We start from the raw sequence: 24,256 nt of genomic DNA on the forward strand, positions 1-24,256 counted from the left end.
TTATGTACCTAAAAACATTCTCTTTATGGGAATGTTTTTTATTTATTAAAAAATCAATATTTATTAATGCATGAAATAATAAAGCTCATATTTTCTATAAATAATACTATCTTCCATCTTATTAAAAAAATTTTCTAAAGAATACAATAAAAAATAATTATTTAGTTTAATTGTGTAATTTATTGATATCTTTTAGATTTTTTGTAATTAGTTAATATAAAAATGTATTATAATGATATTATTGAAACTTGAAAATCTGATAAAGAGATAATATCATAAGAAGTGATTACTATTAACTTTCATCTAATAAGTCTAAATCATATAGAATCTGAATTAACTAATATTAAAAATCTTATTTTAATTTTTGATGTAGGATTATTAACTTTGATGAAATTTTAAAAAGTCATGAAGAAGTTATTTAGATAGAATATAAATAAAGGGTTATTTATTGAAACTTAAAAAAGAAGATAAATAATAGAGATATACAATAAATACACATAGAAAGGATGATATTTATTATAAAAAGGAATTTGAAAGGAATTGTTACAGCACTTATCATTGTTATTTTTATACTCATTTATTATGCATTTTTTAGGGGTATTACAGCAGAGCAAATACGTCAATATGTGCAATCATATGGAAACTATGCACCCTTTGTATATATATTGATTTTCTCAATTTTGCCAATTACTTTTTTCCCAGTTCCAGTATTAGCATTGGCTGGAGGATTAGCATTTGGATTGTGGAAAGGGACACTTTATACGATAATAGGTGCAGGTGTTAATAGTGCAATTATGTTTATGATGGCAAAGGTATTAGCTAAGGATGCCATAACTAAGTTTTTAAAAAATAAATTATCACCATCTTTATGGAAACTTTTTATGGAGGCAGATGAGAAGAGAGGATTTTTTATTATATTTGTATTAAGATTGATACCAATTACTCCATATAATCTGATAAACTATGGAGCAGGGCTTACTAATATAAGATTTAGTAGCTATATGTTTGCAACACTTATTGGTATTTTACCAGGAACATTAGTGTTCTTAAATATAGGAGATAAAGCTATTGATATCACTAATCCTTCTTTTATAATTTCTATAGTGTTGTTGTTTTTATTAATAATAACATCTTTAATATTGGCAAAAAAGATTTCTCCAACTAGTATATCTAAGAGAGAATAACTATTTAATTTATTTGTGTAAGATATTAATATAAAATAGTAATATTTTTATATTAATATCTTTTAATATTTTTTGGGTTTTTTGTAATTAATTGATATAAAAATATATTATAATAATATTATGAAAATTTTTAAAATATAAGAAAGAGGTAATACCATGAGAAGCGATATAAAAAAAGGAATAGAGGGAGCTCCAAAGAGAGCATTAATGTATGGAATGGGTCTTACTAGAGAAGAAATTGAAAGACCATTAATAGGTATAGTAAATGCACAAAATGAAGTGATTCCTGGTCATCTTCATCTTGATGAAATAGCAGAAGCAGCAAAAAATGGAGTGAGAATGAGTGGTGGATTACCATTAGAATTTCCAGCTATAGGAGTTTGTGATGGTATAGCTATGGGGCATGTTGGAATGAATTATTCACTTGCTTCAAGAGAATTAATAGCCGATTCTATAGAGGCAATGGCAATGGCACATGGTTTTGATGCTTTAGTACTTATACCTAATTGTGATAAAATAGTCCCAGGAATGTTAATGGCGGCTGCAAGACTTAATATACCAAGTGTTGTTGTAAGTGGAGGTCCTATGCTTCCAGGAAAAGCAAATGGAAAAGTATATGACTTTAACTCTGCAATGGAAGGTGTTGGAGCTTGTAAGGATGGGACAATGAGTGAAGAAGAACTAGAAGTGTTGGCAATGAATTCTTGTCCTGGATGTGGTTCATGTTCTGGGCTTTTTACAGCTAATAGTATGAATTGTTTAACAGAGGCACTAGGTATGGGTATTCCATATAATGGTACTGCTGCTTCACATTCAGGAGAAAGAAAAAGAATCGCAAAGTATGCAGGTATGTATGTTATGGAACTTCTTAAGAATAATATAAAGCCTAGAGATATTTTGACAATAGACGCTTTTAAAAATGCAATAACTGTAGATATGGCAATGGCTGGTTCTACAAATACAGTGCTTCATTTACCTGCAATAGCCTATGAAGCAGGAATAGAACTTAATTTAGATTTATTTGATGAAATAAGTGAAAAAACTCCTTGTTTAACAAAATTAAGTCCAAGTGGTAAGCATCATATCGAAGATTTACATATGGCAGGAGGAATACCAGCTATAATTAATGAACTTTCAAAGATAAAAGGAATAAATTTAGATTGTAAAACAGTAACAGGCGAGTCTATAGGAGAAAACATAAAAAATTGTGAGATAAAGAATGAAGAAGTAATACATACATTAGAAAATACATATAGCAGTCAAGGTGGCCTATCAATTTTAAGAGGTAATCTTGCTGTAAATGGAGCAGTTGTAAAAAAATCAGCAGTAGCAGAGGAAATGTTGATTCATGAAGGTCCAGCAAGAGTTTTTAATTCAGAAGAAGAAGCTGTTAGTGCTATATTTGACAAAAAAATAAACAAAGGTGATGTTATAGTTATAAGATATGAAGGTCCAAAAGGAGGGCCAGGAATGAAAGAAATGTTATCTCCCACATCAGCAGTTGCGGGAATGGGGCTTGATAAGCATGTAGCACTTCTTACTGATGGGCGTTTTTCAGGAGCTACCAGAGGGGCATCTATAGGGCATATTTCTCCAGAAGCTATGGAAGGTGGTTTAATAGGAATAGTTGAAGAAGGAGATATAATTTCTATAAATATACCAGATAAAAAATTAGAACTAAAAGTAAGTGAAGTAGAAATAGAAAATAGAAAATCAAAATTTAAGCCTTTAGAAGCAAAAATAAAGCATGGATATTTAAGTAGATATGCTAAGCTGGTTACATCAGCAAATACAGGGGCAGTTTTGAAATAGTAAATATATTAAAAAAGTAGAGAATATTAAATACTAACAGGATATCTTAAAAAGTTTTTACCATAAATAAGATATCCTATTTTATTGTTTTAAATGTATAAAATATTTTATATCCTATAAAAAAGTAAATTATCTATAAAAGTAAATCTGTATATGTAAGCAAATCTTTATTTTGATATAACATATAAATTTTATTTTGTAGACAATAAAATATGACTCCTAAAAATAAAAAACATATCATAAATATAAATAGATGAGTATAAGCATGTAACTATAAATTAATAATTTAATTTATAGTTTATCACTTTAACTTGTTTATAATTTTTTATATGCAATAAAATTTTTAGGGGGATACATTATGAATAAAAAAATGAAGTTAATTCCATATGAGATAAATGAAAATCTAAGAGGAACAAAGAATAAATTTCCATATGGTATAAAACAAATGAATGCTAAAGGAATGTGGGAAGAGGGTTACACTGGTAAAAATGTTGTAGTTGGTATAATAGATACAGGTTGCGATACATCTCACCCTCTATTAAAAGGAAAAATCATTGGAGGTGCAAATTTCAGTGATGATAGTAATGGAAATAAAAATATATATGAGGATTTTAATGGACATGGAACACATGTAGCAGGCATTATAGCAGCATCTAATTATAATAATGAAGTTATGGGAGTAGCACCAGATTGTAAATTATTAATAGCAAAAGCATTAAATAAAGATGGTATTGGGACATATCAGGGTATAATTAATGCTATCAACTTTGCTGTAAGTAGCAAGGTAGATATTATATCTATGTCTCTAGGAGGGAATAAAGATGATAAAAATCTAAAAAATGCTGTTTTACAAGCAGTAAAAAATAATATTCCTGTAGTGTGTGCAGCTGGTAATAATGGAGATGGGGATTCTAGTACAAGTGAATATAGTTATCCAGCAAGTTATCCTGAAGTAATAGAAGTAGGTGCAATAAATGAAAATTATTTAGTTGAGAAATTTAGCAATTCAAATAGTACAATAGATTTAGTTGCACCAGGAAGAAATATTTTATCCACTTATATGGATAATAAACTTGCTATTATGAGTGGTACTAGTATGAGTGCACCCTATGTAACAGGTTCAATGGCATTGATTAAAGAGTGGGCAAGAGAAGAGTTTGAACGAAATTTTGATGAAGCTGAGTTGTATGCACAGTTGATAAAGTGTACAAGAGCACTTGGTTTGCCTAGAACAGAACAAGGAAATGGTTACTTATATTTAAATCTTTATAAATACAAGGGAAATACTAAAAGATAATCTTTGTTTGCTAATGAAAGATAAGGACTATATATTTACGAAATAAATGATAAAAATTGTTTAATGAGAAATATTATCAATAAGTATTGATTTTTAAAACTGTGCATGATATTATATATTTAGAAAAAATAAAGAGATTTCAAATAAAGAAATCTTTTATTTTTTAAATTCTAGTTAGCTATAGCTAACTAAAAGAATGATTAAAAATATCGTAGGAGGTAAAAATGAATAAAATATATATTGTTTATTGGAGTGGAACAGGAAATACTGAAAAAATGGCAAATTTTGTAGCTGAAGGTGTAAAGTCAAAAGGTAAAATAGCAGAGGTTTTAGATGTAAATTTATTGAAACCAAGCGATTTAAAAGGAGAAAATAAATTTGCACTAGGTTGCCCATCTATGGGAGCAGAACAATTGGAAGAAGGTTATATGGAACCATTTGTATCAGAATTAGAAGCAATGGTATCAGGTAAACAGATTGGATTATTTGGTTCATATGGTTGGGGAAATTGTGAATGGATGAGAGATTGGGAAGAACGTATGCAAAATGCTGGTGCTACAATTATAGGTGGTGAAGGAATCACAGCAATGGAAGATCCAGATGGAGAGGCAGAGGCTAATTGTATTGAATTAGGTAAAATGTTGGCTGAATAAATTTGTATGCTATAAAAATCTAATTTTTAAAAACTAATGATAATATTAGTATACATAACACTAAAAAATATTAATAGCATGATATATGTAATGAATATTTTATAAAAGATAAAATATTTAATATTTTGACTTCAATATACATTCAGTACTGCCAGATAACGATTTTTTATTTGTTATCTGGCAGTATGTTTATTAAGTATAAACTGAATAATCTGAGCTATTTAATCTTATGAAAGTTTTAATAAGTGTTGTAGAAAAATGTAAGGAAAAGGAGTAATAATGTGCTCCATTTATTGTAAAAGAAATATAACCATCAACCTGTACTATCTCTTCAAGATTGTCATAGCCTGATTTTTGTTCAATTAACATCATTTTCAATGTTTCTTTATCTGCATTTTTAATATAGTTTAAATAATTCATACGTCCATAATACGAAGCACGTTGAGGGTTGCATCCTCTTATGCCTTTTGGTGGATAGGTACAAACTGATACTGCTTTTTGTGCGTCTTGTACTGTATTAATAAATGGAAAGCCTATAATATCTGTTCCCATATCCATTATAGCTCTAACAAGAGTAGGGTCACTATTTCCCAATCTAACCAAAGAAGCAGCACCACCAGCATGTGCTGCTATCATATGTTGCTGAATGTCTTTACGGTCTAAAGTTCCATGTTCTCCCTCAATCCATACAAAATCATATCCAGATAATCCTACTAATTCACTTACAGCTGAATCAGACAGTGAAACTGCAATCCCACAAAGTACTTTTCCTGCATTTAAATTTTCTTTAATCATAGTTGCATATTTTTCCATTTATATAATCCTTTCTTTTACAAATTGATTTTTACACTTCAAACTATACAACTTCAACCTAACTTGAAGTCAATACTTTTTATTGAATACTGATTGACTATTATGAAAGGAATTTTTATAATGTTATTATTCATTTAAAAGTTTAGGGAGGTAAAGAACATGCAATATTCCATGACTGAGGTATCAAAAATAACTGAAATTTCTCCATCAGCAATCCGTTTTTATGAAGAAAAAGGTTTACTACTTCCCATCAATAGAAAACCAAGCGGTGTTCGTTACTTTTCAGAAAAGGATGTAGAACGCTTGATATTTATTACAGAACTTAAAATGGCAGGTTTATCTATAAAGAATATATATGAATGTTTTCATTTCTGTGATATGGGAGATGACACAATAGATAAAAGAATTTGCCTATTTGAGCAATATAAACAGAATATTCAAAATAAAATACATGTGTTGGAACATTGTATGGAGCAAATAGATGAAAAAGTAGCTTATCTAAATGAAAAAAAGGCAGTTAAGAAATAATTTTTTGTGCTCTTTTTATAACTATTTCTATTGAGGATAAGTAAATATAGAAAAAGGATACTAGTTTTTGATATTAACTTCTTAGAATTAATGGGTTGATAATAATTAAAATAGTGTGTAGAAAATGAATTAGTATTCCTGTCATTTATACCTGATTTTATGAAGGTTTTTCAACTATGTTGTCTATTTATTTATGTAAAGTCTCGTTTTTAATGATTTTTACACTATATATCAAAATCTAAAATGGGTTTTATTTTATATGATATTTCTCTATGTAATAAAAAAGAAAATTATGATAAGATATATTAATGTAAGTGATAAAAATACTTATGAGTATAAAAGTGAGTATTTTTTTATTATATATGAACAATCTAGATTATGATGTTAAAACATACAGTTATACTTTTTTAATTAGTATGATAAAAATATTAGAATTGAATTGTTATTGCTTGGGGGAAGTAAAAATGTATGAATCAAGAGAAAATTATTTAGAGACAATATTGATTTTGGAGAAGAAAAATGGAGTTGTAAAGTCTATTGATATAGCAAAAGAATTAAATTATAGTAAAGCAAGTGTAAGTAGAGCTGTAGGGATTTTAAAAGAAAGTAGTCTTATTATAATGATGCTTGATGGTGAAATTATTTTAACTGAGAATGGTAGAAAAAAAGCAGAAGAAATTTATGAAAAACATATTTTAATTACTAGATTTCTAATAAATACATTGGGAGTTTCATTCAATATAGCTGAAAAGGATGCATGTAGAATAGAGCATGTGATAAGCAATGAGACATTTGAAAGAATAAAAAAATATTTAGACAAAAACTAAGAGGTGAGCTTATGGAGTATTTTAGTGAGTCGAGTAAATATGAAGTGCAAAAATTTAATTGGGGAGAAGTTACATGGATACATGAGCCATCAAAAACACAATCTAATAGACTTAGTGCTGGAGTTGTAAAATTTTTTCCAGGAAATTGTCAAGAAAAACATTTTCATTTAAGTGAAGAACAACTTTTATACGTGATTCAAGGAGAAGGAATACAAATAATTGATGGTAGAAAGATTAATATAAAGAAATCATCAATAATCTATTGCCCACCATATTCAGAACATGAAATTATAAATACTGGTAAAAATGATTTGATAATATTAATCGCCTATGTTCCCTATAAATTTTCGAGCTTAAAACAATTACCAATCATGTTTTCTGAGAATAATATACAAGAATTAGTTAATATAAATATACTTGAAAATATTGCAAATCAAATATCTAATATATTGAAGCTTAAAATATCTATTTATGATTCAAAACACGAAAAAATATTTGAAACTAATGGAGAAGTTAAATTTTGCGTTACTTGCAAAAATATAAGAACCTGTAATAGAAAACTTAATAAAAATATAAATAACGACAATTTTACTAAAATATATAATTGTGATTATGATGTTTCTAGTCTAGAGATACCTATAGTATTAGAAGAAAATATAATTGGATATATAGAATGTGGAAATTTTATAATATATAAATCTATTGATATAGATAAAAAGTTGTCTATATTATCAAATAACTCAAATATAGATACAAAATATATAAATAAAATTTACAATGAAATTCCATTAAATCCTAAAAGTAGATTATATGTATTAAAAGAAAATTTACTAATGGTAACTGATTTTATTCAGGAAATAGCGAAAAGAAAATTCTTTGAAAACCAACTTAGCATAAAGGATGAGGAAATATTAAAAAATAGAAAAGACAATATAAGGCTTGAAGATGCACTTAAAAAGGCTAATACTAGGCTGTTAGAAGAAAAATGTATTATAAGCCCTATAGAAATTAGTATACTTAATACTGCTGGTGGAGAGTATCCTTATGAATTAGAATTTTCTCTTGAGAAAGAAATTAAAAATATGAATTTAGAAGGTATTTGTAAATTAATAGAGGTAAATAAGAAAATACATAATAATATTAAGAGTATTGTTCAAGAGATGACGCTCATATTATCTAGAACAGTACTTAGAGATTTAGAAGATTTAAATCTTATTTATTATGTAAAAAATAAATATACTAAAAAAATATCACTTGTAAGTAGTGATGAAGACTTATGGAATATATTACTTGAATTTTCTAAAGAATGTATTGATATTAATAGAGACTTTTGGATAAAAGATAAAGTAAATTTAATTGAAAAGATAAACGAATATATACAAAAACATTATAAAGAAAATATAAATTTAAATAGCATATCTGATGTATTTTTTATAAGTCCAAATTATTTAAGTTCTATTTTTAATGAAAAGAATAAAATTTCAATAACTGAGTATATAAATATTCTTAGAATAGAAGAATCTAAAAAATATTTAAAAAATGAAAATATGAGTATAGCAGATATTTGTAAGAAAGTAGGATTTAATAATAGCAGTTATTTTTCACAAATATTTAAAAAATTTAATAATAGTACTCCAAATGAATATAGAAAAAATATATTGGACAATAAAAATTAAAAAGAAATTGTATAGAGTATATATTATAAAGGAGATTGAAATAGAATGTATGGAGGAATTTTATGTTTGTAATTACTTTTTTATGTATAGGGGGTTTTATAGCTGCTTTTGTAGATTCTATAGCAGGTGGAGGTGGGCTTATCAGTATGCCTGTTCTTATGGCTATTGGAGTACCAATACATCTTGCTATTGGTACAAATAAATTTGCAGCATCAGCAGGTTGTATAAGTAGTGCTTATAGATATGCAAAATCTGGCAAAACTAATAATGAACTTTTAAAAAAGCTAGTTCCTTTTACTATTATAGGTAGTATTTTAGGAGTAAAATGTGTATTATCAATAAATGAAAATATACTAAATGTTTTAGTTGTATTAATGATTTTAATAGTGGCAATTTATACTTTTGTTTCTAAAAATTTAGGTCAAGAAGATAGATTTGAAGGTATTAATAAGAAAAATTTGAGATTAGGAATGCTTATGGCATTTATAATGGGATTTTATGATGGTTTTTTTGGACCTGGAACAGGAACATTTCTAACTTTCGGATTTATAAAAATATATGGATATGATTTCTTGCATGCTTCAGCAAATACAAAAATATTAAACTTGACAAGCAATGTAACTTCGTTATTATTATTTATGATAAATGGTCAAGTATATTATAAAATTGCTGTATTGTTTGCATTAGTGATGATAATAGGAGCCTATGTGGGTGCTAAAGTTGCAATAAAAAATGGTTCAAAAATGATAAAACCAATATTTTTAGTAATGGCATTGTTTATGGTCACAAAGCTAATGTACCAGACATTGTTTTAATTAGATAGTTTTAATTCCTATAATTATTTATATATTATATAAAAATCTATAACCATTGTAGTTATATTAGTTATGGCTTTTTTATAGGATACTGATAATTAAAAACTTCAAGTGTTTTGTAGTTTCTAAATGCTCATTATAGTATATATGAGAACATATATTTCACGTTATTTTAAGATTTTTATGAGGTTAATGTTGTATAAATATGAATATATACAAATTTTACAAAAATTCTAATTATCTTCTAATACAGTTCATATATAATACATATGGAAATTGTAATATTATAATAGAAAAGTTATATAGTATAAAAATATAACTTTAATCTATGTATATGAAATATATAATAATTTGTAGGAGGAATATATATGAACATATCAAGAAGAGCTATGAAAATAATTGAACTGGCACAGAGAATTGCTAATAAAAGAGGTGTAACAGTACAAGAAGCTTGGAATGATGCCGTAAGAGAATACAGAGAAAAGTATGAATATGTTGCATAAATAGTGCGCATTATATTTTAAATATAAGAAAGTTTATAAAATAAAAGGACTTAGAGTTTTATTTCTAAGTCCTTTATTTTTTTGAAAGTAAAGTATTTAAATAAAACAATCTATGATTGAGATTGTTTTATTTAAAGCTAGTTTTAGAAATTTATATAATAATTTTCAATAACTATTTAGAAAAAAATCTAAATAGTTATTGAAATGAATAATTAATTATGCTATATTGTATTTAGATGAAATTCTAAATAGAGAGGTGATATTGTTGGGTTTTCCAGAAACGTTTAAAGCTCTTTCTGACCCTGTAAGAAGAGAAATCTTACTTATGCTAAAGAATAACAAGATGTCAGCAGGAGAAATTAGTGAAAAATTTAATATGACAAATGCCACAATCTCTTATCATCTATCTCAATTAAAAAAGGCAGGGCTCATATTTGAAACCAAGTATAAAAACTTCATTTTCTATGAAATAAATACTTCAGTTTTTGAGGAAGTTATGCTTTGGTTTTCACAATTTATGGAGAAGGGAGAAAAAGATAATGAAAAAAATGATAAATAAACAATTTGTTTTATCAACTTTAGTATGTTTTATACCATTTATTGTATCAGTTTATTTTTATAATAGATTGCCAGATCAGGTTGCAATTCATTTTGACAATTATGGAAATCCAGATAATTATGCTCCAAAAGTTATAGCGGCTTTTGGTGTACCATTATTAATGCTATGTATTCATTTATATACATGGTTTAGAATTGAAAATGAACCAAAGAAAATAGGATTTTCAAAAATACTTCAAGGTTTTTCAAAATGGGGAGTTGCTATACTTTCAGTTATTTTGCAAGTAATGATGACTGTGTATTCAATAGGAATTACTTTAGAGACAAATTTTTATATAGGATTATTTTCAGGAATATTGATTTTCTTTATTGGAAACTATATTCCTAAATGTAAACAAAACTATACATTAGGAATAAAATTACCATGGACTCTTAATGATGAAGAAAATTGGAATAAAACACATCATTTAGCTGGATGGATTTGGATTATTGGTGGAATATTGTTAATTATTAATGCATTTATTAATATTCCTTTTTATAATACTTTTGTAATAATTATGATTGTAGTGATACCATTTATTTATTCTTATTTTATATATAAAAGTTCAGCTAAAAATAACTAGGATAGTTATATATTTTTATAAAACTTAGCTAAATCTTATATATTTCAGAGCTAAAACAGACAATTAAAAACTTATTAAGATATTTATCTTAGCTCTGAAATTAATTAACATTAAAAGTAAAAAGTCATCAGTAACTATATATTCTAAGGTCATTTACCAATCAGGATATGCATTATAAATTGAAAATTCATATTTAATATTGAAAATATAAGTATGATGTTATATCATACTCTATAAAAATTATTTATGAACACAGGAGGTAGACATGAATCTTGAAGAAATGAAAGAATATAGAAAATTATATAATAATAAACTAAGTGAAACAGATGAATTTTTTAGAGCCTTTGGAAGTCTTGATGATAAGACTTATTCTGAGGGAGCTATAAGTAAAAAAAATAAAGAGTTGATGGGATTAGCAATTTCTATTTTAAGTCGTTGTGATGAATGCATTTGCTATCATATAGAGGGGTGTGTAAACTCTGAAGCAAGTAAGGCTGAAATTATAGAAGCAATAAAAATAGGTGTAATTGGTGGTGGCTCTATTACATATCCAAATGCAAGATTTGCAATAAAAATCTTAGAAGAACTTAATATATAATTATAGATTTGTTTTTGTAATTAATATTTAATATCTAAGATATATTCTAAGACAGTTTTTTTAATACTGATATAATAAAACCTCTTAGAAAATCAAGTATATCAGAGGATGTATGAGATAAGATTGACGATTAAAAAAAGGAAGTGGTTCTTGGTACTTCATTTATCTTTTTCAACTTTAAGACTTTAGATAAATTTTATTAGATTTAAATATATTGATTGCTTAAAGTTATAATAAAAAATAGATAAACTATATAGTTTATCTATTTTTTATTATAATCTTGTTTAATTGTCAATAGTTAGAATGTTAAATAGAAAGATATATTTCTTCTTTTCAAAAATAATCTTCCTCTATCATAATTGCTATCTCACAGTCATATAATCTTTTTGACAAACTAGTATTATTATGCTGATATTTTTTCTTATTTTTCCTTAATAGGTATTAGTAAATCAAGTTGTATATCTTTTACCTCAAGGTCTGTCTTTTCTATATGGCTAAAATAGTTTAAATGTTCTTCTAAAAGACCACACATATGTTCTTGGTCTTGTAAATCACCTGCAAATTCATATTTCTCACTGTTATTCACCCATTCAAGAAGTGCATCCCATTCAGCAAAATTGCCAAAAGCAATCATATGTGCACCATATAACCCTCCTGCAAATTGCTTTCTTTTAAGTGGTGCCGAAATATCCATATTATCTGGAATTGTCACCCATGCCTCATAACCATGATAGCCTGTTTCATCTATTGGATTAGGATGATTGAAACCATAACGTCTTAAATCTGGTTTAATTTTATTCAAATTGTTTTTACACACGAATTCATCAAGCATTGTATTTGCATGAAGTTCTGGGTCATCACCAATATAATGAGCGGAAGCAATAGTAGTTGGTGGTAGGTATACTATACGTATATCATTGATTTTTGATAGTCTTTCATCTGCTTTATTTAACTTATTCATACCTTGCTCCTCCTTAAAATTAATACTAACAATATTGAGTGATTCAATAGCTGATAACAATGTGTCATTTTCAGAAATAATATTTTTGAATGGTAGTTCTGTAACTTTAATTAATTCTTTGATAAAACAAAAGAGAATATCCTTGATTGTTGAAAGAGCAGTAATTTCCTCGTCTAATTCATTTATATTTTGACGAAAGATGTTAATAGCAGTAACTGCATTTTTATTTTCTAGAATTGTTTGAATTTGACGTAAAGGAATTCGCAATTTACGCAAAAGCATAATCTGCTCAATTCTAGAAATTGCTTCATCATCATAAACTCTGTAAGCATAACCTTCACGACGAAAACTTTTAATTAATCCAATTTGTTCATAATAGCGTAGCATTCTAGTGGATATCCCCATATTTTTAGATACTTGGCTTATAGTGATTGTCTTCATTATACTTCCTCCTTACAGTTTCAGTATAAACTACGACACGGTGTCAAAGTCAATAATTAGACATTATAATTATTTATAACCTTAATTTAATCAGTTTAAATATCTCCTATTACACTTAGCTCTTTGTGAAATTAAATAAGTCTATATAATAACATAAAAGTTTTTGAAATATTATATATCAAAGGCATACAGGCTATTTATTTCAAGCTGTATAATCATCTGTCATTATACTAGATACTGTATTTTACAGGAAAATCAAATATTTGATATGTTTTTTTAGAAAAATTCTACTAATAGCATATAAGTTTGAAACTTTTCTGTTATTAAATATTTTACCTTTTATTTACTTTTAGAAATAAAATAGTTAAGGAATCTTACTTATATATTAAATCTGCTACACAATAAATAATTTTTGTTATTTTTACTGTAAAACTTTTGGAAAGAGAAGTACTGATTTTATTACAGAGTTTTTTACAAATTAAATTGCATATTTTTATTTATAGGGTAGAATAAACTAGTTTTGTTAAGTATTTTGAAGGTAAAATAAAGTCAAAAAAATAAAGGAACTAATTTGTCTAACGTTTATTGGTGAAAAATAAACATATAGAAGTTATAATAAATATATAAAAATGTATGAGAGGTGTTGTATGTTTGGCAAACAAAAGGAAAGTGTTAGATTTCTAGAGTTTAATGATGTAGCAGAGAAGTTTGGAGAGAAAAAAGCTGTTGCAATTTTTGATGCAATAGCTGGAAAAAAATCTAAAGAACATATTATCAAAGACATAGAGAAATTAGTCAAAAACGAAGTGTAGATATTTATAAGGTATATTGAGCTTGAGGGTAGCTCTTTATACCTTCTTTTTTATTGTATAAAAATAATTAAATATTCTAGTATTCATTTAATTATGATTGCATTACTTTTATGTTGACAAGAAAGCGCTTTAAATATATGGTGTATATATTAAAATAAATTTAAATGTAATTATGAAATACAGCTATTGATTCATTTGTTTAGGTTAGGGATTTGTATAATCACTTTCCTAATGAATTTATTGTTCTAAATAAACAAAATAGTCAAATTAGTAATGTGAGGTGAAACTTTATGCCAATTAATTCTTTTGAAAATTATCCTATGAATTGGAAACCAAAACGGCCATTAAGAGGACAAATATTATATAAAGCTATTGCAGAACAATTAGAACAAGATATTGATAATGGAACTTTGTTGCCTGGTACCAAATTGCCACCACAACGTGAATTGGCAGACTTCCTAGATGTAAATGTAAGTACTATTTCTAGAGCCTTTAAAATTTGTGAAAAGAAAGGATTAATAAGTGGGGTGACAGGAAGTGGAACTTTTGTAGCTTATGATATACGGTCAAATTTATTTTTGATGTCAAGTAATAAAATTACATTCATTGAAATGGGTACAATGAATCCTGATTTTGCATTAGAAGAAATGAGTACTTTATTTAAACAAATAACTAAAGAATTGGATTTTAAAACTATATTTCAATATGGACAGAGAGATGGCGCTGATTGGCAAAAAGAAGCTATAGCTAAATTGATTTCCCAAACTGGATTTAAAACCTCAGCTGATAGCTTACTTCCTGCAAGTGGAGGACAAAATGCAATTGTAGCCATTTTGGCAGGGCTATTTCAACATGGAGATAGAATAGGTGTAGACCCATTAACTTACCCTGGAATAAAGACAGCAGCCAAAATGCTTGGAATACAATTAATTCCAATTAAACAAGAAAATGGGGAGATTAGTGAAGAAGGTTTATTATATGCATGCAAGAATGAAAATATCAAGGGAATATATATAATACCAGATTATCAAAATCCCACTACACATATAATGTCAGAGGATGGACGAAAAATGATTGCACATATTGCATCCAAATATAACCTAATTGTTATTGAGGATGCTATTCATGGTTTACTTAATGAAATACATTTGAATCCAGTTGCTAATTATATACCTAATCAGACAATTTATATTACAAGTTTATCAAAAATTCTTGCACCTAGCTTGCGTCTTGCATACATTGCTACACCTAAAAAGTATAGAGAAGCCTTATCAAGTGCTTTGTATAATATTAATCTCTCTCAATCATATTTTTTAACAGAAATAGCTTATCGTATGATTGCATCAGGAGAAGCAGATAAATTAATTGAGGCACGCCGTAAGTCTGCTAGAAAGAGAAATGAGATTGTCAATCAATATTTATCTGAGTATAATATTTTAGGAAATAATGAATGTATATTTAGATGGTTAATACTACCTGATGATATAATGGCTGAAAAACTTGAGTTACAAGCACTCAAAGAAGGTGTACAGGTTTATGCATCTGAGCGCTTTGCAGTTGGAAAAGAAAAACCTATTTCTGCAATAAGAATAGCTGTATGTGCTACAGAAAATATAGAAGAACTTAAATCTGGTTTAAGTGTATTAAAACGATTACTAAAAGAAAAAAGATAATTGTATTGCACACAATATTTTAATTGTGTGTAATTTTTTTTGCTGTTACAATGAAAATATGATAGATAATGGATTTATAAGAATTGACATATATTATTGCCTCACAACAAAAAGTAATTATAAATTAATAGTATTTCAAAATTAATTTATTTTTATTTATATAGTAAAGCTTATATAGTTAATTCAAATCTATTTTTAAGTATAATTGCAATTATATGATTAATCTATTTTATATTTTAATAATACTCAGTGTATTAAAGGTTAAAAGGAGTGATTTATCATGGAAAGAACTCAGCAACTAAGAGAAAGTTTTATTGCTTCTATACCCATATTTTTGGGCTATATACCAATAGGAATAGTAGGAGGAATACTATTGCAGAAATCTGGTATTTCACCTTTCCAAATAGCATTAATGGTAACTTTGGTATTTGGAGGAAGTTCTCAATTTATTGCAGCTTCAATGATTTCAGCTGGTGCAAGTGTAACGTCTATTGTATTAACCACATTTATTGTTAATTTGAGACATTTTTTAATGAGTTCCAATTTAAATATGTATATAAAAAATAAAAGTCCAAAGTTTATATTGCCATTTTGCCATACCATAACTGATGAAACTTTTGCAGTTAATTATGAAAAATTTACTACTGGAAATTGGACTGATAAAAATGCAATCTATCTCAATTTTTTTTGCCTAGTTTCATCAGTCTTAGCTAATTTTATTGGGGCATTTTTAGGAGAAACAATATCTATAGATAGTTCTATTTCTGGATTTATACTGACCTCTATGTTTATAGCATTAATAGTTTCTCAAATAAAAAACAAGATTTATGTTTTAGTATTTATATCGTCAATTATTATTTCAATTATTTTATATGTATTGTTTAAGAGTAATTTAGTAATTATAGTTGCATCAATTTTAGCCTCTTTAATTGGGTTCTTTGCAGAAGAGGTACATTCGAAAAAGGAGGAATCTTATGAATAATAGTAATTATATATTTTTTATTATAATAGGAATGTACATTGTTACATACCTTCCAAGAGTTCTTCCAATGTTAATTTTTTCGAAAAAGGATATGCCTGAGTCTTTGAAAAAAATAATGAAATTTATACCTGTAGCAATCCTTACTTCTTTAACAGCGAAAGATGTATTTTTTAATGGAGATAATTTATATTTGTCTGTAGTAAATCCTAAAATTATATCTTTTCTAATTGTGCTTCTTGTTGCATATAAATTTAAATCTATTGGAATTTCTATTGTTACAGGTGTGATATCTATATATTTATTTGGATTTATTATGTAATATTTAACTACTGTCATATACAAATTTAAAAATTATAAATATTTATAAATACCTATTGCTTTAGATTTTATTATCTAACATAATTATATATTTTTAGTATTATCTTGTTATGTATTTTAAATTTAATTGATTAATGTTTTACGTACAAATATAAAGAACTTATTGCTCATATATTAACTTTCATATAGTAATAAGTTCTTTTTTATAATTTAAGTTTGTAATTAATTTATAGGTATTTTAATTTAATAGAGAATATTGTATAAATACATAATAAATATAAATGAATTTATTTTATATTTATATAAAGTCATATAGATTCAGTTACTAAGTAAACTTTAGAATAAGGTAATAATAAATTTAACTGGATTATAAATAAAAGTCTAAAACATGTTAATTTTAATCTATAAAAAATTAAATTATTATATAATAATTTTACATAAGTACTGTGATTTATATATGGAAGTAAAAAAATATTACTTGCACCAATTTATATGTATTTGTTGAATATAATAAATTAGGCATTTACTCTAATTGATTTTTTATTACTTTTAAGTTAAACTTTGCATCATTGTTATCCTTATTAGCATACAATGATTTATTTAAAAATTTTTTTGCTTCATCATATTTTTTATTACCCATACACATAACGGCCTTTAAATTATATGCATCACTTAAATCTTTTTTATAATTAGAATTTTTTTTATCTAAATATTTTAAGCAGTTATTAATTGAAATCAGACCATTATCATATTCGTCTAAATTCATATAGTGACATGTTTGTGCATAATAAGCATCTGAATTAGTAGGATCAATGTCAACTGCTTTTTTCAGTAGTAGAGTAGTATCTTTAAGTGCTTTTTTAAGTGTTTTATCTGAAACTATCTCATGTTTTCTAAATTTTAGATATACAACATCAAGGTATCTAGAACTAAGATTTCGTTTGAAATTTTCATGCCATAATAACTTATACTGATTATTTTCAACTATAAGGTACCTATTAATTTTTAAAGACTCACATTTTTTTAAGTAAATATTTTTTATATCATAAGTTTCTTCTAGTTTAACAAGATTTTTATATTCTTTTTTATCATATTTATATTTTTCTATATTTTCTTCTTTTATTAATTTATAACCAATTACTTTTTTTGTCTCAAGTAATACACTTTGATACTCTTTAAACCTTTCAAGGCTAACTTTTTTCTTGGTGTCTTTGCTTAGTAAATCATATGCTGTTTCATAATCTCCAGAATTTACTCTATCACTGTACTTTTTTGCTACTTCACTAGCACTTTCTCTTGGAGAACATCCTGTTAGTAATATTGCAATTAATACTATTAATATTAAGGGTACTCTTTTAATAATGTTCATAATATAATCCTCTATAATTAAATATTTATTAATTTTATTTTATCATCAAACATTAGATAAGTCATCAGCTTTAATATATATGTGAAGTAGATAGTTTAATAAAATGTTGTATATCTTAATTTAGATATATGAAAAATTTCTTATAAACAATTATTGCTTTAAGAAGTTGTACTTATATTACTTTATAGATTTCCTAATAATAGATTTACTTATTTCTTTACTTATAACTATTTTGATTTTATAATATTAGTAATATCTGTTTTATTTATACTAATATTTCTAAAAACCTAATTCTAATAACCAGTTTGTAAGTTTATTTTCTCTTTCCTTTAAATTGTTATTATATTCATTAAACTTTCCTAATATAATTTCTCCAATGATTACACCATCAGACATAAATACTACTCGTTCTGTTTTTGCTGCAACTTTGGCATCATGAGTTACAAGCATAATGGTTGTACCAGAGTTGTTGATATCTAAAAGAATGTCCATCACTTCATTTGTTACTTTAGAATTAAGTGCACCTGTTGGTTCATCTCCAAATAAGATTTCTGGAGTATTAATTAATGCACGACATATAGCTGCTCTTTGAAGTTGACCACCAGAAACCTGAGTAATATCTTTATCTTTGATTTCTGAAATATTTGTTTTCTCCATAAGTGTTTTTGCTCGTTCATTAATTATTTGGCGGCTTTCTTCCTTTCTCAAATAGGCGGAAAGGACTATATTGTCAAAAATATTTAAATTTTTTAGTAAATTGCTTTGTTGAAAGATAAATCCCATTTTTTCTAATCGTATCTTCGATAATTCTTCCTCAGACATACTAGAAATCATTTCTCCGCAGAATGTAATATTTCCAGATGTGAGTTTATCCATACCACTTAAGTTATAAAGTAGAGTTGTTTTTCCTGAGCCAGAAGCTCCCATAACAGATACAAACTCTCCATGTTGAATGGTTAAATCAATTCCTTTTAAAACTTGATGTATATTCTCTTTGCTGATGACATATTCTTTACTAATTTTTCTAGCTTCTATAATATTATTCATAATATACCTCTTATTCTATGATAGACATAATTTTTATTTTTTTGATTGTCATACTAATTGCTGTAATAGTAACAGATACAGTTATAATTAAAGTTATTGGACAAACTATATATACAATTAGTGGATTTGTTATAAATTGTAAATTGGATATACCAGAAAGAAGTAGCCCTGCTATTTTCTGACCAATTGTATTTGATGCAATAATTCCTAAAATAATTCCAATTGTAAGCACTAATAATGCTCTTGCAGTATATTGAGTTCGTATATTTTTAGTAGAAAATCCTAAACTAAGCATAATTGCAATTTGTGATGTATCTTTAGCAATCAGCATTTTGAAAAACATTGCTGTAATAAATCCAGAAATCGAAACAGATAGAATAATAGCTAACTTTATAACAAGTCTTAATTGGCTAATAACAGAGCCTAATGTCTGACTTACATAATCATCCATATTTGTAACTTTTGCAGGATAACAATCCATTCTATACTGATCTAATTTATCTGTTAAATTAACTCCAGGTTTCATATTTAAATTTATGATATACCATAAAATTGTATCTTTTTTGTAAGGTAGCATCGCTTTTGCAGTCTTACCACCATATGTAACATCTTGATAAATGCCACTAACAGTGAGAATTAGTTCATTATCTTCTTCTGAAAAAATGGATAAATTATCTCCAACACTTTTCCCTAGTTCATCAGCATTTATAACAGATAGAGCAATCTCATTTTCATTTGTTGGTGCAGAACCATTTACATATTCAAGTGGAAAAGTTGAAAAATCTCCATTTTCTATTTTCATGTTTTCTATCGCCCCATCCTGATTCACTACCTTATAAGAACTCGTTATAAAGGAATCATATTTTTCAACATCATCATCACTTTCAATCACATTCAATATAGAATTAAGATGGTTTTGAGTTTCATTTGTCTGTTGCAAATCAATGCGAATATCGCTTTGACCAGCTCCCATATAAGTAATAAATTCTGGAGACTGAATAGTATTTAGAAAATTAAGTGGTACAATCATGAGGAAGGTGCAGACAGCATAAACAAAGCAGAGTAAGCTATAAATGGTAAATCTTCCAGTTACTTCATTTAATCCTAAAAAGAGATTAACATTTGTTATTTTGCTTTTGTACAGTTTTATATTATATCTGTTTTGTTTAGTGGTCATTGAAGTACCTGTTTTTAATGCTTCTACTGCTGATATTTTATTAAATCTTTTGAGTATTAGATTACAAAAGAATATAACTGCTATAAATACAATAACTGCACCAATTAATGGGATAAAGACACTAAAAGTATTTTTTTCTACTGTACCCATATAAAGATTGATATTCTCTGTAAAAAAAGTTCCAATAAATAATGAGGTTATATAACCAAAAAAACTTGCTAAAGATGCAATCAATAGATATTTTGCAAGATACAACTTTCGGATATTAACACTTTGGATACCAATTGCTTTCATAACACCAATTTCACGATAATCTTCTTCAATAGTTGTAATTAGTGTAAATCGTAAGCATAAAGTAGAAATTATAATAAGTAGAATACTAATTAATATAATAATTGCAACTAAAATTCCATCAGATAATGCATTTAGTACTTGATAAAGAGAATAAGTTATTGATGTTCCTGTTTGTGGAAGATTAGTTGATTGATATAACGTTTCAAATTCACTAATTTTATTTATATCATTTAATAGAAATTCAATAAGGTACTCACTTTCACCTAAGTTAGCATGTAAAGTATTCCAATCATCATTACTGATTAAGAAACGCTTTGAAGTAACAAGGGAAGGGTTCATTTGTACATCACGCACAAAGTCTTTTATTGTAAATTCCATGAAGAAATCACCATTGGCTATTTGTATCTTATCTCCAATATTTAAATTATTTTGTTTCATGTAATAGACAGGAACCCCTATTTCTCCATTTTCTACTTTTAATATAGCATTATTCATGTCTAACAAAAAATCGAACTTACTATTTTGCCTCACAAAACTATTTTCTAAAACACTGTCAGATTGGCTTTTTTTCTCATTTCCTAGAAAAATATTTCTTCCATTGATATTTAGAAGTTCAACCGTTTGTTGTTCTTTTACAGACGGAGTTGAAGATGTAAATTCATTGATTAATTTTTGGTTTAATTCTCCAGAATACATTTGAACATAGTGAGGTGCATGAGATTGTCTAAACAAGGAAGACATAGAACTAGTAAGTTCTATAATGATATTTGTAGCACTAGATACCAACATAGCTGCCAGGAAAATAAATATGAATAATGTGGCTGTTACTACTTTATTTCTTGCTAAATCTTTTTGTAATATTCTTTTTAACATATTTCATCCTCGTTTCTTAAAAATTTTAAAAAATTAAAAATAGCATAAGTATAGCAATGTAAATAACTAAAGTAAGTGAACTGAGTTGAATATAAAAAAACTCAAGAAAGTGTATCATAAGTGATTTTTTTATTAATGTTATATATTGATAAGAGATAACAATAGTTACCACTATTTTCATTAAAATTTTTATTAGTTAGTCTTTATGTACTTTCATAATCATACAAATATATGTAGATTTTATACTTATATCTATTCTATAGACTGACCGTCGGTTTATATTAATGATACAGTGATATACCTTTTTTGTCAAGTAAGCTTTAAAAAATTATGATACCTAAATAGTGTTCAATAATCAAAAAAGAGATATAAGGTATAAGAACCTGTATGAATACACACAAACTTTTTTGTTAATATATATTTATAAAAGTTCCTGTATTAAAGATATAAGAAATTATGAATTTGTCTTTATATCTTCATATTCTTAATATAGAAAAAAGTTTGTTATAAAAAATTATATGTTAGGTAAATTACTATTTTATAGATGATTCATAGAGAATAATACTTTATTTAGTAATATAAAGATATTTTTTATTTATTATTAATTAAAAATTGAATTTATATTTAATTAATATAAAATTTGAGGGAATATTATTTTGTAAATATTTAATTTGTGTTATTATTCAGATATAGGCAATATTAGATAAATCTAATGACGCAAAGCTATAGGGACTAAAATCTTTATATAATAAAGGTCATGTCAGCCAGTTGCCAAAAAGATAATAATTCTTTTTGTTAAATTTATTTTTTAAGAGTTAGGTATTTTTAATAACTTAAAATTTGGCAAGAGGAGGATTTTAAATGATATCTGAATTAATGTTAAAAAACTTTGATGAATCTAACATCAATTTTAAGACTAAGATTAAATTGAATTTAAGAGAGAAACCAGATATAAACAGTATGAAATTAAAAAGCATACCAGAAGGAAAAATGGTTAAGTTAAATTGTGTAAATGGAAAATGGGCAGAAGTTGAAAGTAATTATGACAAAGGTTGGTTACTATATAAATATTTAGAGAAATTGAGCAATGCTAAAAGTAATAATATTCTAGAAAACAGAAAAAGAAATTACATAGGAAATATAAAAACTAATGGTTTAAATCTAGAATTAAGAAATGACAGAACAACAGATTCAAAAATAATAACTACAATTCCTGATGGTTTTAAAGTTGAAGTCTGTTATAGTGTTGGAAAATGGACAAGAATCAATATTCACAAAAATGGGAAAAGATATTCTGGATATGTATATAGTCAGTATGTAGAAGAATATTCGACTTTGACATAATCATATATAATAAACTTTATAAAAAAGAATCCTAATAAATGCAAGATGTCATTCATAAGGGTATATGAAAATATATTGAGAAAAAAGTTTTATACAATAGTTAAAGGTAATAACTAAAAATGAATATAATATAGATAGGCACTTCATATGAGGTGCCCTTTCTATATCTATGAAAGAAGAGTAAATAAAATAAATACAAAACAGTAAACTATGAATTATATGTGGAAAGCCATTATCTACAGTTTTTGCTTAATCCTTACAAACAGTTAATAATTTTTTTGTTCCAGAAATTTCTGCTAATACTATATCTATCATACGTTTTACATTAGCAACATGAAATTCACTAACTTCTTTTTCCCAATCATCATCATCTTTTTGCTTAATTCCTGTTAGATATTGATTTAAAACTTCTAATCGTTTTTCTAAAAGCTTCTTTCTTTCTTCTTTTCCTAGGTATTCAATAAAGAATGCTGTAATAGAAAAAATATTAGTGTCATAATCGAATTTCAAAATAGAATTTCTCAAAGTATCATGAAATTCTATACTTCCTTTTTCTGTGATTGTGTAAACCGTTTTGTCTGGCATATTACCATCCTTTTTAACAGTACCTAAAATCAATCCTCTTTTTTCTAAAGTCTTAATTGTAGTATATACGGTTGAGTCTGCGATATTAAACCAGTACTTTACATTCATGTATTCTAGCACTTTTATAATTTCATAGGCATTAAGAGGCTTTTCATTTATTAGACCTAAAAGCATTGTTGCTGGTTTTGATAACATTATAATTCACTCTCCTTTGTAATATTTATTATTACATAATTATATATATATTAGTTTTATATTAAACTACTACTATTATCTAGCAGTATTATTGTATCATGGAATTTTAATGAAAGAAAGTATGAATATAGATTATGTTACAAATTAATAAATGTATAAAGTTTAAATTAATTATTTCAAAAATTTAAGTAATAAAAACTGATTTATAAGTTTAATTTTCTACTTAATCCATTTAGGAAGGAATATAAGAGACCTAAAGATAACAAAGCAATTGTATATGGTATGAATAATATGATAG

At 26.2% G+C, this 24,256-nt stretch carries 22 protein-coding genes and 1 riboswitch; of the genes, 16 read left to right on the plus strand and 6 right to left on the minus strand.

Going from position 1 to position 24,256, the window contains the following annotated elements; genetic code table 11:
- The first annotated feature begins 506 nt into the window (after window positions 1–506).
- The 4 genes from JJC01_09690 to JJC01_09705 all read left to right on the plus strand — a co-directional run bounded on the left by JJC01_09690 (window position 507) and on the right by JJC01_09705 (window position 4,946).
- Entirely contained in the window at window positions 507–1,184 is a 678-nt protein-coding gene (locus tag JJC01_09690; GenBank protein ID UDN56472.1) for a TVP38/TMEM64 family protein, read from the plus strand.
- Between the two features lie 156 nt (window positions 1,185–1,340).
- Window positions 1,341–2,996 carry a dihydroxy-acid dehydratase gene (gene ilvD, locus JJC01_09695; GenBank protein UDN56473.1) on the plus strand — a complete coding sequence of 552 codons (1,656 nt, stop codon included), beginning with the start codon at window positions 1,341–1,343 and terminating at the stop codon, window positions 2,994–2,996.
- Window positions 2,997–3,354: 358 nt separating this feature from the next.
- Window positions 3,355–4,293: a S8 family peptidase gene (locus tag JJC01_09700; protein ID UDN56474.1), complete on the plus strand. Its 939-nt coding sequence runs from the start codon at window positions 3,355–3,357 to the stop codon at window positions 4,291–4,293.
- A 224-nt stretch (window positions 4,294–4,517) separates the two neighbouring features.
- Window positions 4,518–4,946 (plus strand): flavodoxin, encoded by a 429-nt coding sequence (locus JJC01_09705; protein ID UDN56475.1) that lies wholly within the window; start codon window positions 4,518–4,520, stop codon window positions 4,944–4,946.
- A gap of 192 nt (window positions 4,947–5,138) precedes the next feature.
- Here the strand turns inward: JJC01_09705 and JJC01_09710 are convergent, their stop codons facing one another.
- Window positions 5,139–5,759, minus strand: a complete 621-nt coding sequence (locus JJC01_09710) for a hypothetical protein (GenBank protein ID UDN56476.1) — start codon at window positions 5,757–5,759, stop codon at window positions 5,139–5,141.
- 159 nt (window positions 5,760–5,918) lie between these two features.
- Here JJC01_09710 and JJC01_09715 point away from each other — a divergent pair, with 159 nt between their 5' ends.
- The 7 genes from JJC01_09715 (at window position 5,919) to JJC01_09745 (ending at window position 11,887) form a co-directional block, all read left to right on the plus strand.
- Entirely contained in the window at window positions 5,919–6,287 is a 369-nt protein-coding gene (locus JJC01_09715; protein ID UDN56477.1) for a MerR family transcriptional regulator, read from the plus strand.
- Between the two features lie 464 nt (window positions 6,288–6,751).
- Window positions 6,752–7,114: a metal-dependent transcriptional regulator gene (locus tag JJC01_09720; GenBank protein UDN56478.1), complete on the plus strand. Its 363-nt coding sequence runs from the start codon at window positions 6,752–6,754 to the stop codon at window positions 7,112–7,114.
- Window positions 7,115–7,125: 11 nt separating this feature from the next.
- Entirely contained in the window at window positions 7,126–8,790 is a 1,665-nt protein-coding gene (locus JJC01_09725) for a helix-turn-helix domain-containing protein (GenBank protein UDN56479.1), read from the plus strand.
- Window positions 8,791–8,852: 62 nt separating this feature from the next.
- Window positions 8,853–9,605, plus strand: coding sequence for a TSUP family transporter (locus tag JJC01_09730; protein ID UDN56480.1), 753 nt, complete (start codon window positions 8,853–8,855; stop codon window positions 9,603–9,605).
- 768 nt (window positions 9,606–10,373) lie between these two features.
- Window positions 10,374–10,667 (plus strand): winged helix-turn-helix transcriptional regulator, encoded by a 294-nt coding sequence (locus tag JJC01_09735; GenBank protein UDN56481.1) that lies wholly within the window; start codon window positions 10,374–10,376, stop codon window positions 10,665–10,667.
- Window positions 10,648–11,289: an SdpI family protein gene (locus tag JJC01_09740; protein ID UDN56482.1), complete on the plus strand. Its 642-nt coding sequence runs from the start codon at window positions 10,648–10,650 to the stop codon at window positions 11,287–11,289. Before JJC01_09735 ends, JJC01_09740 begins: the two co-directional genes overlap by 20 nt.
- 265 nt (window positions 11,290–11,554) lie before the next feature.
- Window positions 11,555–11,887, plus strand: a complete 333-nt coding sequence (locus JJC01_09745; protein ID UDN56483.1) for a carboxymuconolactone decarboxylase family protein — start codon at window positions 11,555–11,557, stop codon at window positions 11,885–11,887.
- A 421-nt stretch (window positions 11,888–12,308) separates the two neighbouring features.
- On the opposite strand, the gene JJC01_09750 is transcribed toward JJC01_09745, so the two are convergent.
- A complete protein-coding gene (locus JJC01_09750) occupies window positions 12,309–13,289 on the minus strand; it encodes an effector binding domain-containing protein (GenBank protein UDN56484.1) in 981 nt (326 codons plus the stop codon).
- Between the two features lie 647 nt (window positions 13,290–13,936).
- Here JJC01_09750 and JJC01_09755 point away from each other — a divergent pair.
- The 4 genes from JJC01_09755 to JJC01_09770 all read left to right on the plus strand — a co-directional run bounded on the left by JJC01_09755 (window position 13,937) and on the right by JJC01_09770 (window position 17,075).
- The gene (locus JJC01_09755; protein ID UDN56485.1) at window positions 13,937–14,101 is read left to right on the plus strand and encodes a hypothetical protein; all 165 of its coding nucleotides are present in this window, start codon (window positions 13,937–13,939) and stop codon (window positions 14,099–14,101) included.
- 290 nt (window positions 14,102–14,391) lie between these two features.
- Window positions 14,392–15,774: a PLP-dependent aminotransferase family protein gene (locus tag JJC01_09760; protein UDN56486.1), complete on the plus strand. Its 1,383-nt coding sequence runs from the start codon at window positions 14,392–14,394 to the stop codon at window positions 15,772–15,774.
- Between the two features lie 280 nt (window positions 15,775–16,054).
- The gene (locus JJC01_09765; protein UDN56487.1) at window positions 16,055–16,756 is read left to right on the plus strand and encodes an AzlC family ABC transporter permease; all 702 of its coding nucleotides are present in this window, start codon (window positions 16,055–16,057) and stop codon (window positions 16,754–16,756) included.
- Window positions 16,749–17,075: an AzlD domain-containing protein gene (locus JJC01_09770; protein UDN56488.1), complete on the plus strand. Its 327-nt coding sequence runs from the start codon at window positions 16,749–16,751 to the stop codon at window positions 17,073–17,075. Before JJC01_09765 ends, JJC01_09770 begins: the two co-directional genes overlap by 8 nt.
- 522 nt (window positions 17,076–17,597) lie before the next feature.
- Here the strand turns inward: JJC01_09770 and JJC01_09775 are convergent.
- The 3 genes from JJC01_09775 to JJC01_09785 all read right to left on the minus strand — a co-directional run bounded on the left by JJC01_09775 (window position 17,598) and on the right by JJC01_09785 (window position 21,834).
- Window positions 17,598–18,443, minus strand: a complete 846-nt coding sequence (locus JJC01_09775; protein UDN56489.1) for a DUF4878 domain-containing protein — start codon at window positions 18,441–18,443, stop codon at window positions 17,598–17,600.
- 279 nt (window positions 18,444–18,722) lie between these two features.
- Window positions 18,723–19,490 (minus strand): ABC transporter ATP-binding protein, encoded by a 768-nt coding sequence (locus tag JJC01_09780; protein ID UDN56490.1) that lies wholly within the window; start codon window positions 19,488–19,490, stop codon window positions 18,723–18,725.
- Window positions 19,491–19,500: 10 nt separating this feature from the next.
- The gene (locus JJC01_09785) at window positions 19,501–21,834 is read right to left on the minus strand and encodes an FtsX-like permease family protein (GenBank protein UDN56491.1); all 2,334 of its coding nucleotides are present in this window, start codon (window positions 21,832–21,834) and stop codon (window positions 19,501–19,503) included.
- Window positions 21,835–22,516: 682 nt separating this feature from the next.
- Window positions 22,517–22,610, plus strand: a riboswitch (cyclic di-GMP riboswitch).
- Between the two features lie 85 nt (window positions 22,611–22,695).
- On the opposite strand from JJC01_09785, the gene JJC01_09790 reads away from it, so the two are divergent.
- Entirely contained in the window at window positions 22,696–23,178 is a 483-nt protein-coding gene (locus tag JJC01_09790; GenBank protein ID UDN56492.1) for an SH3 domain-containing protein, read from the plus strand.
- A 249-nt stretch (window positions 23,179–23,427) separates the two neighbouring features.
- Here JJC01_09790 and JJC01_09795 read toward each other — a convergent pair whose 3' ends face one another.
- On the minus strand, window positions 23,428–23,958 hold the full coding sequence (locus tag JJC01_09795; GenBank protein UDN56493.1) for a PadR family transcriptional regulator: 531 nt from the start codon (window positions 23,956–23,958) through the stop codon (window positions 23,428–23,430).
- Window positions 23,959–24,256 lie beyond the last annotated feature (298 nt).

The sequence above is a fragment of the Clostridioides sp. ES-S-0010-02 genome, assembly GCA_020641055.1.
In the GTDB taxonomy this organism is placed as follows: Bacteria; Bacillota; Clostridia; order Peptostreptococcales; family Peptostreptococcaceae; genus Clostridioides.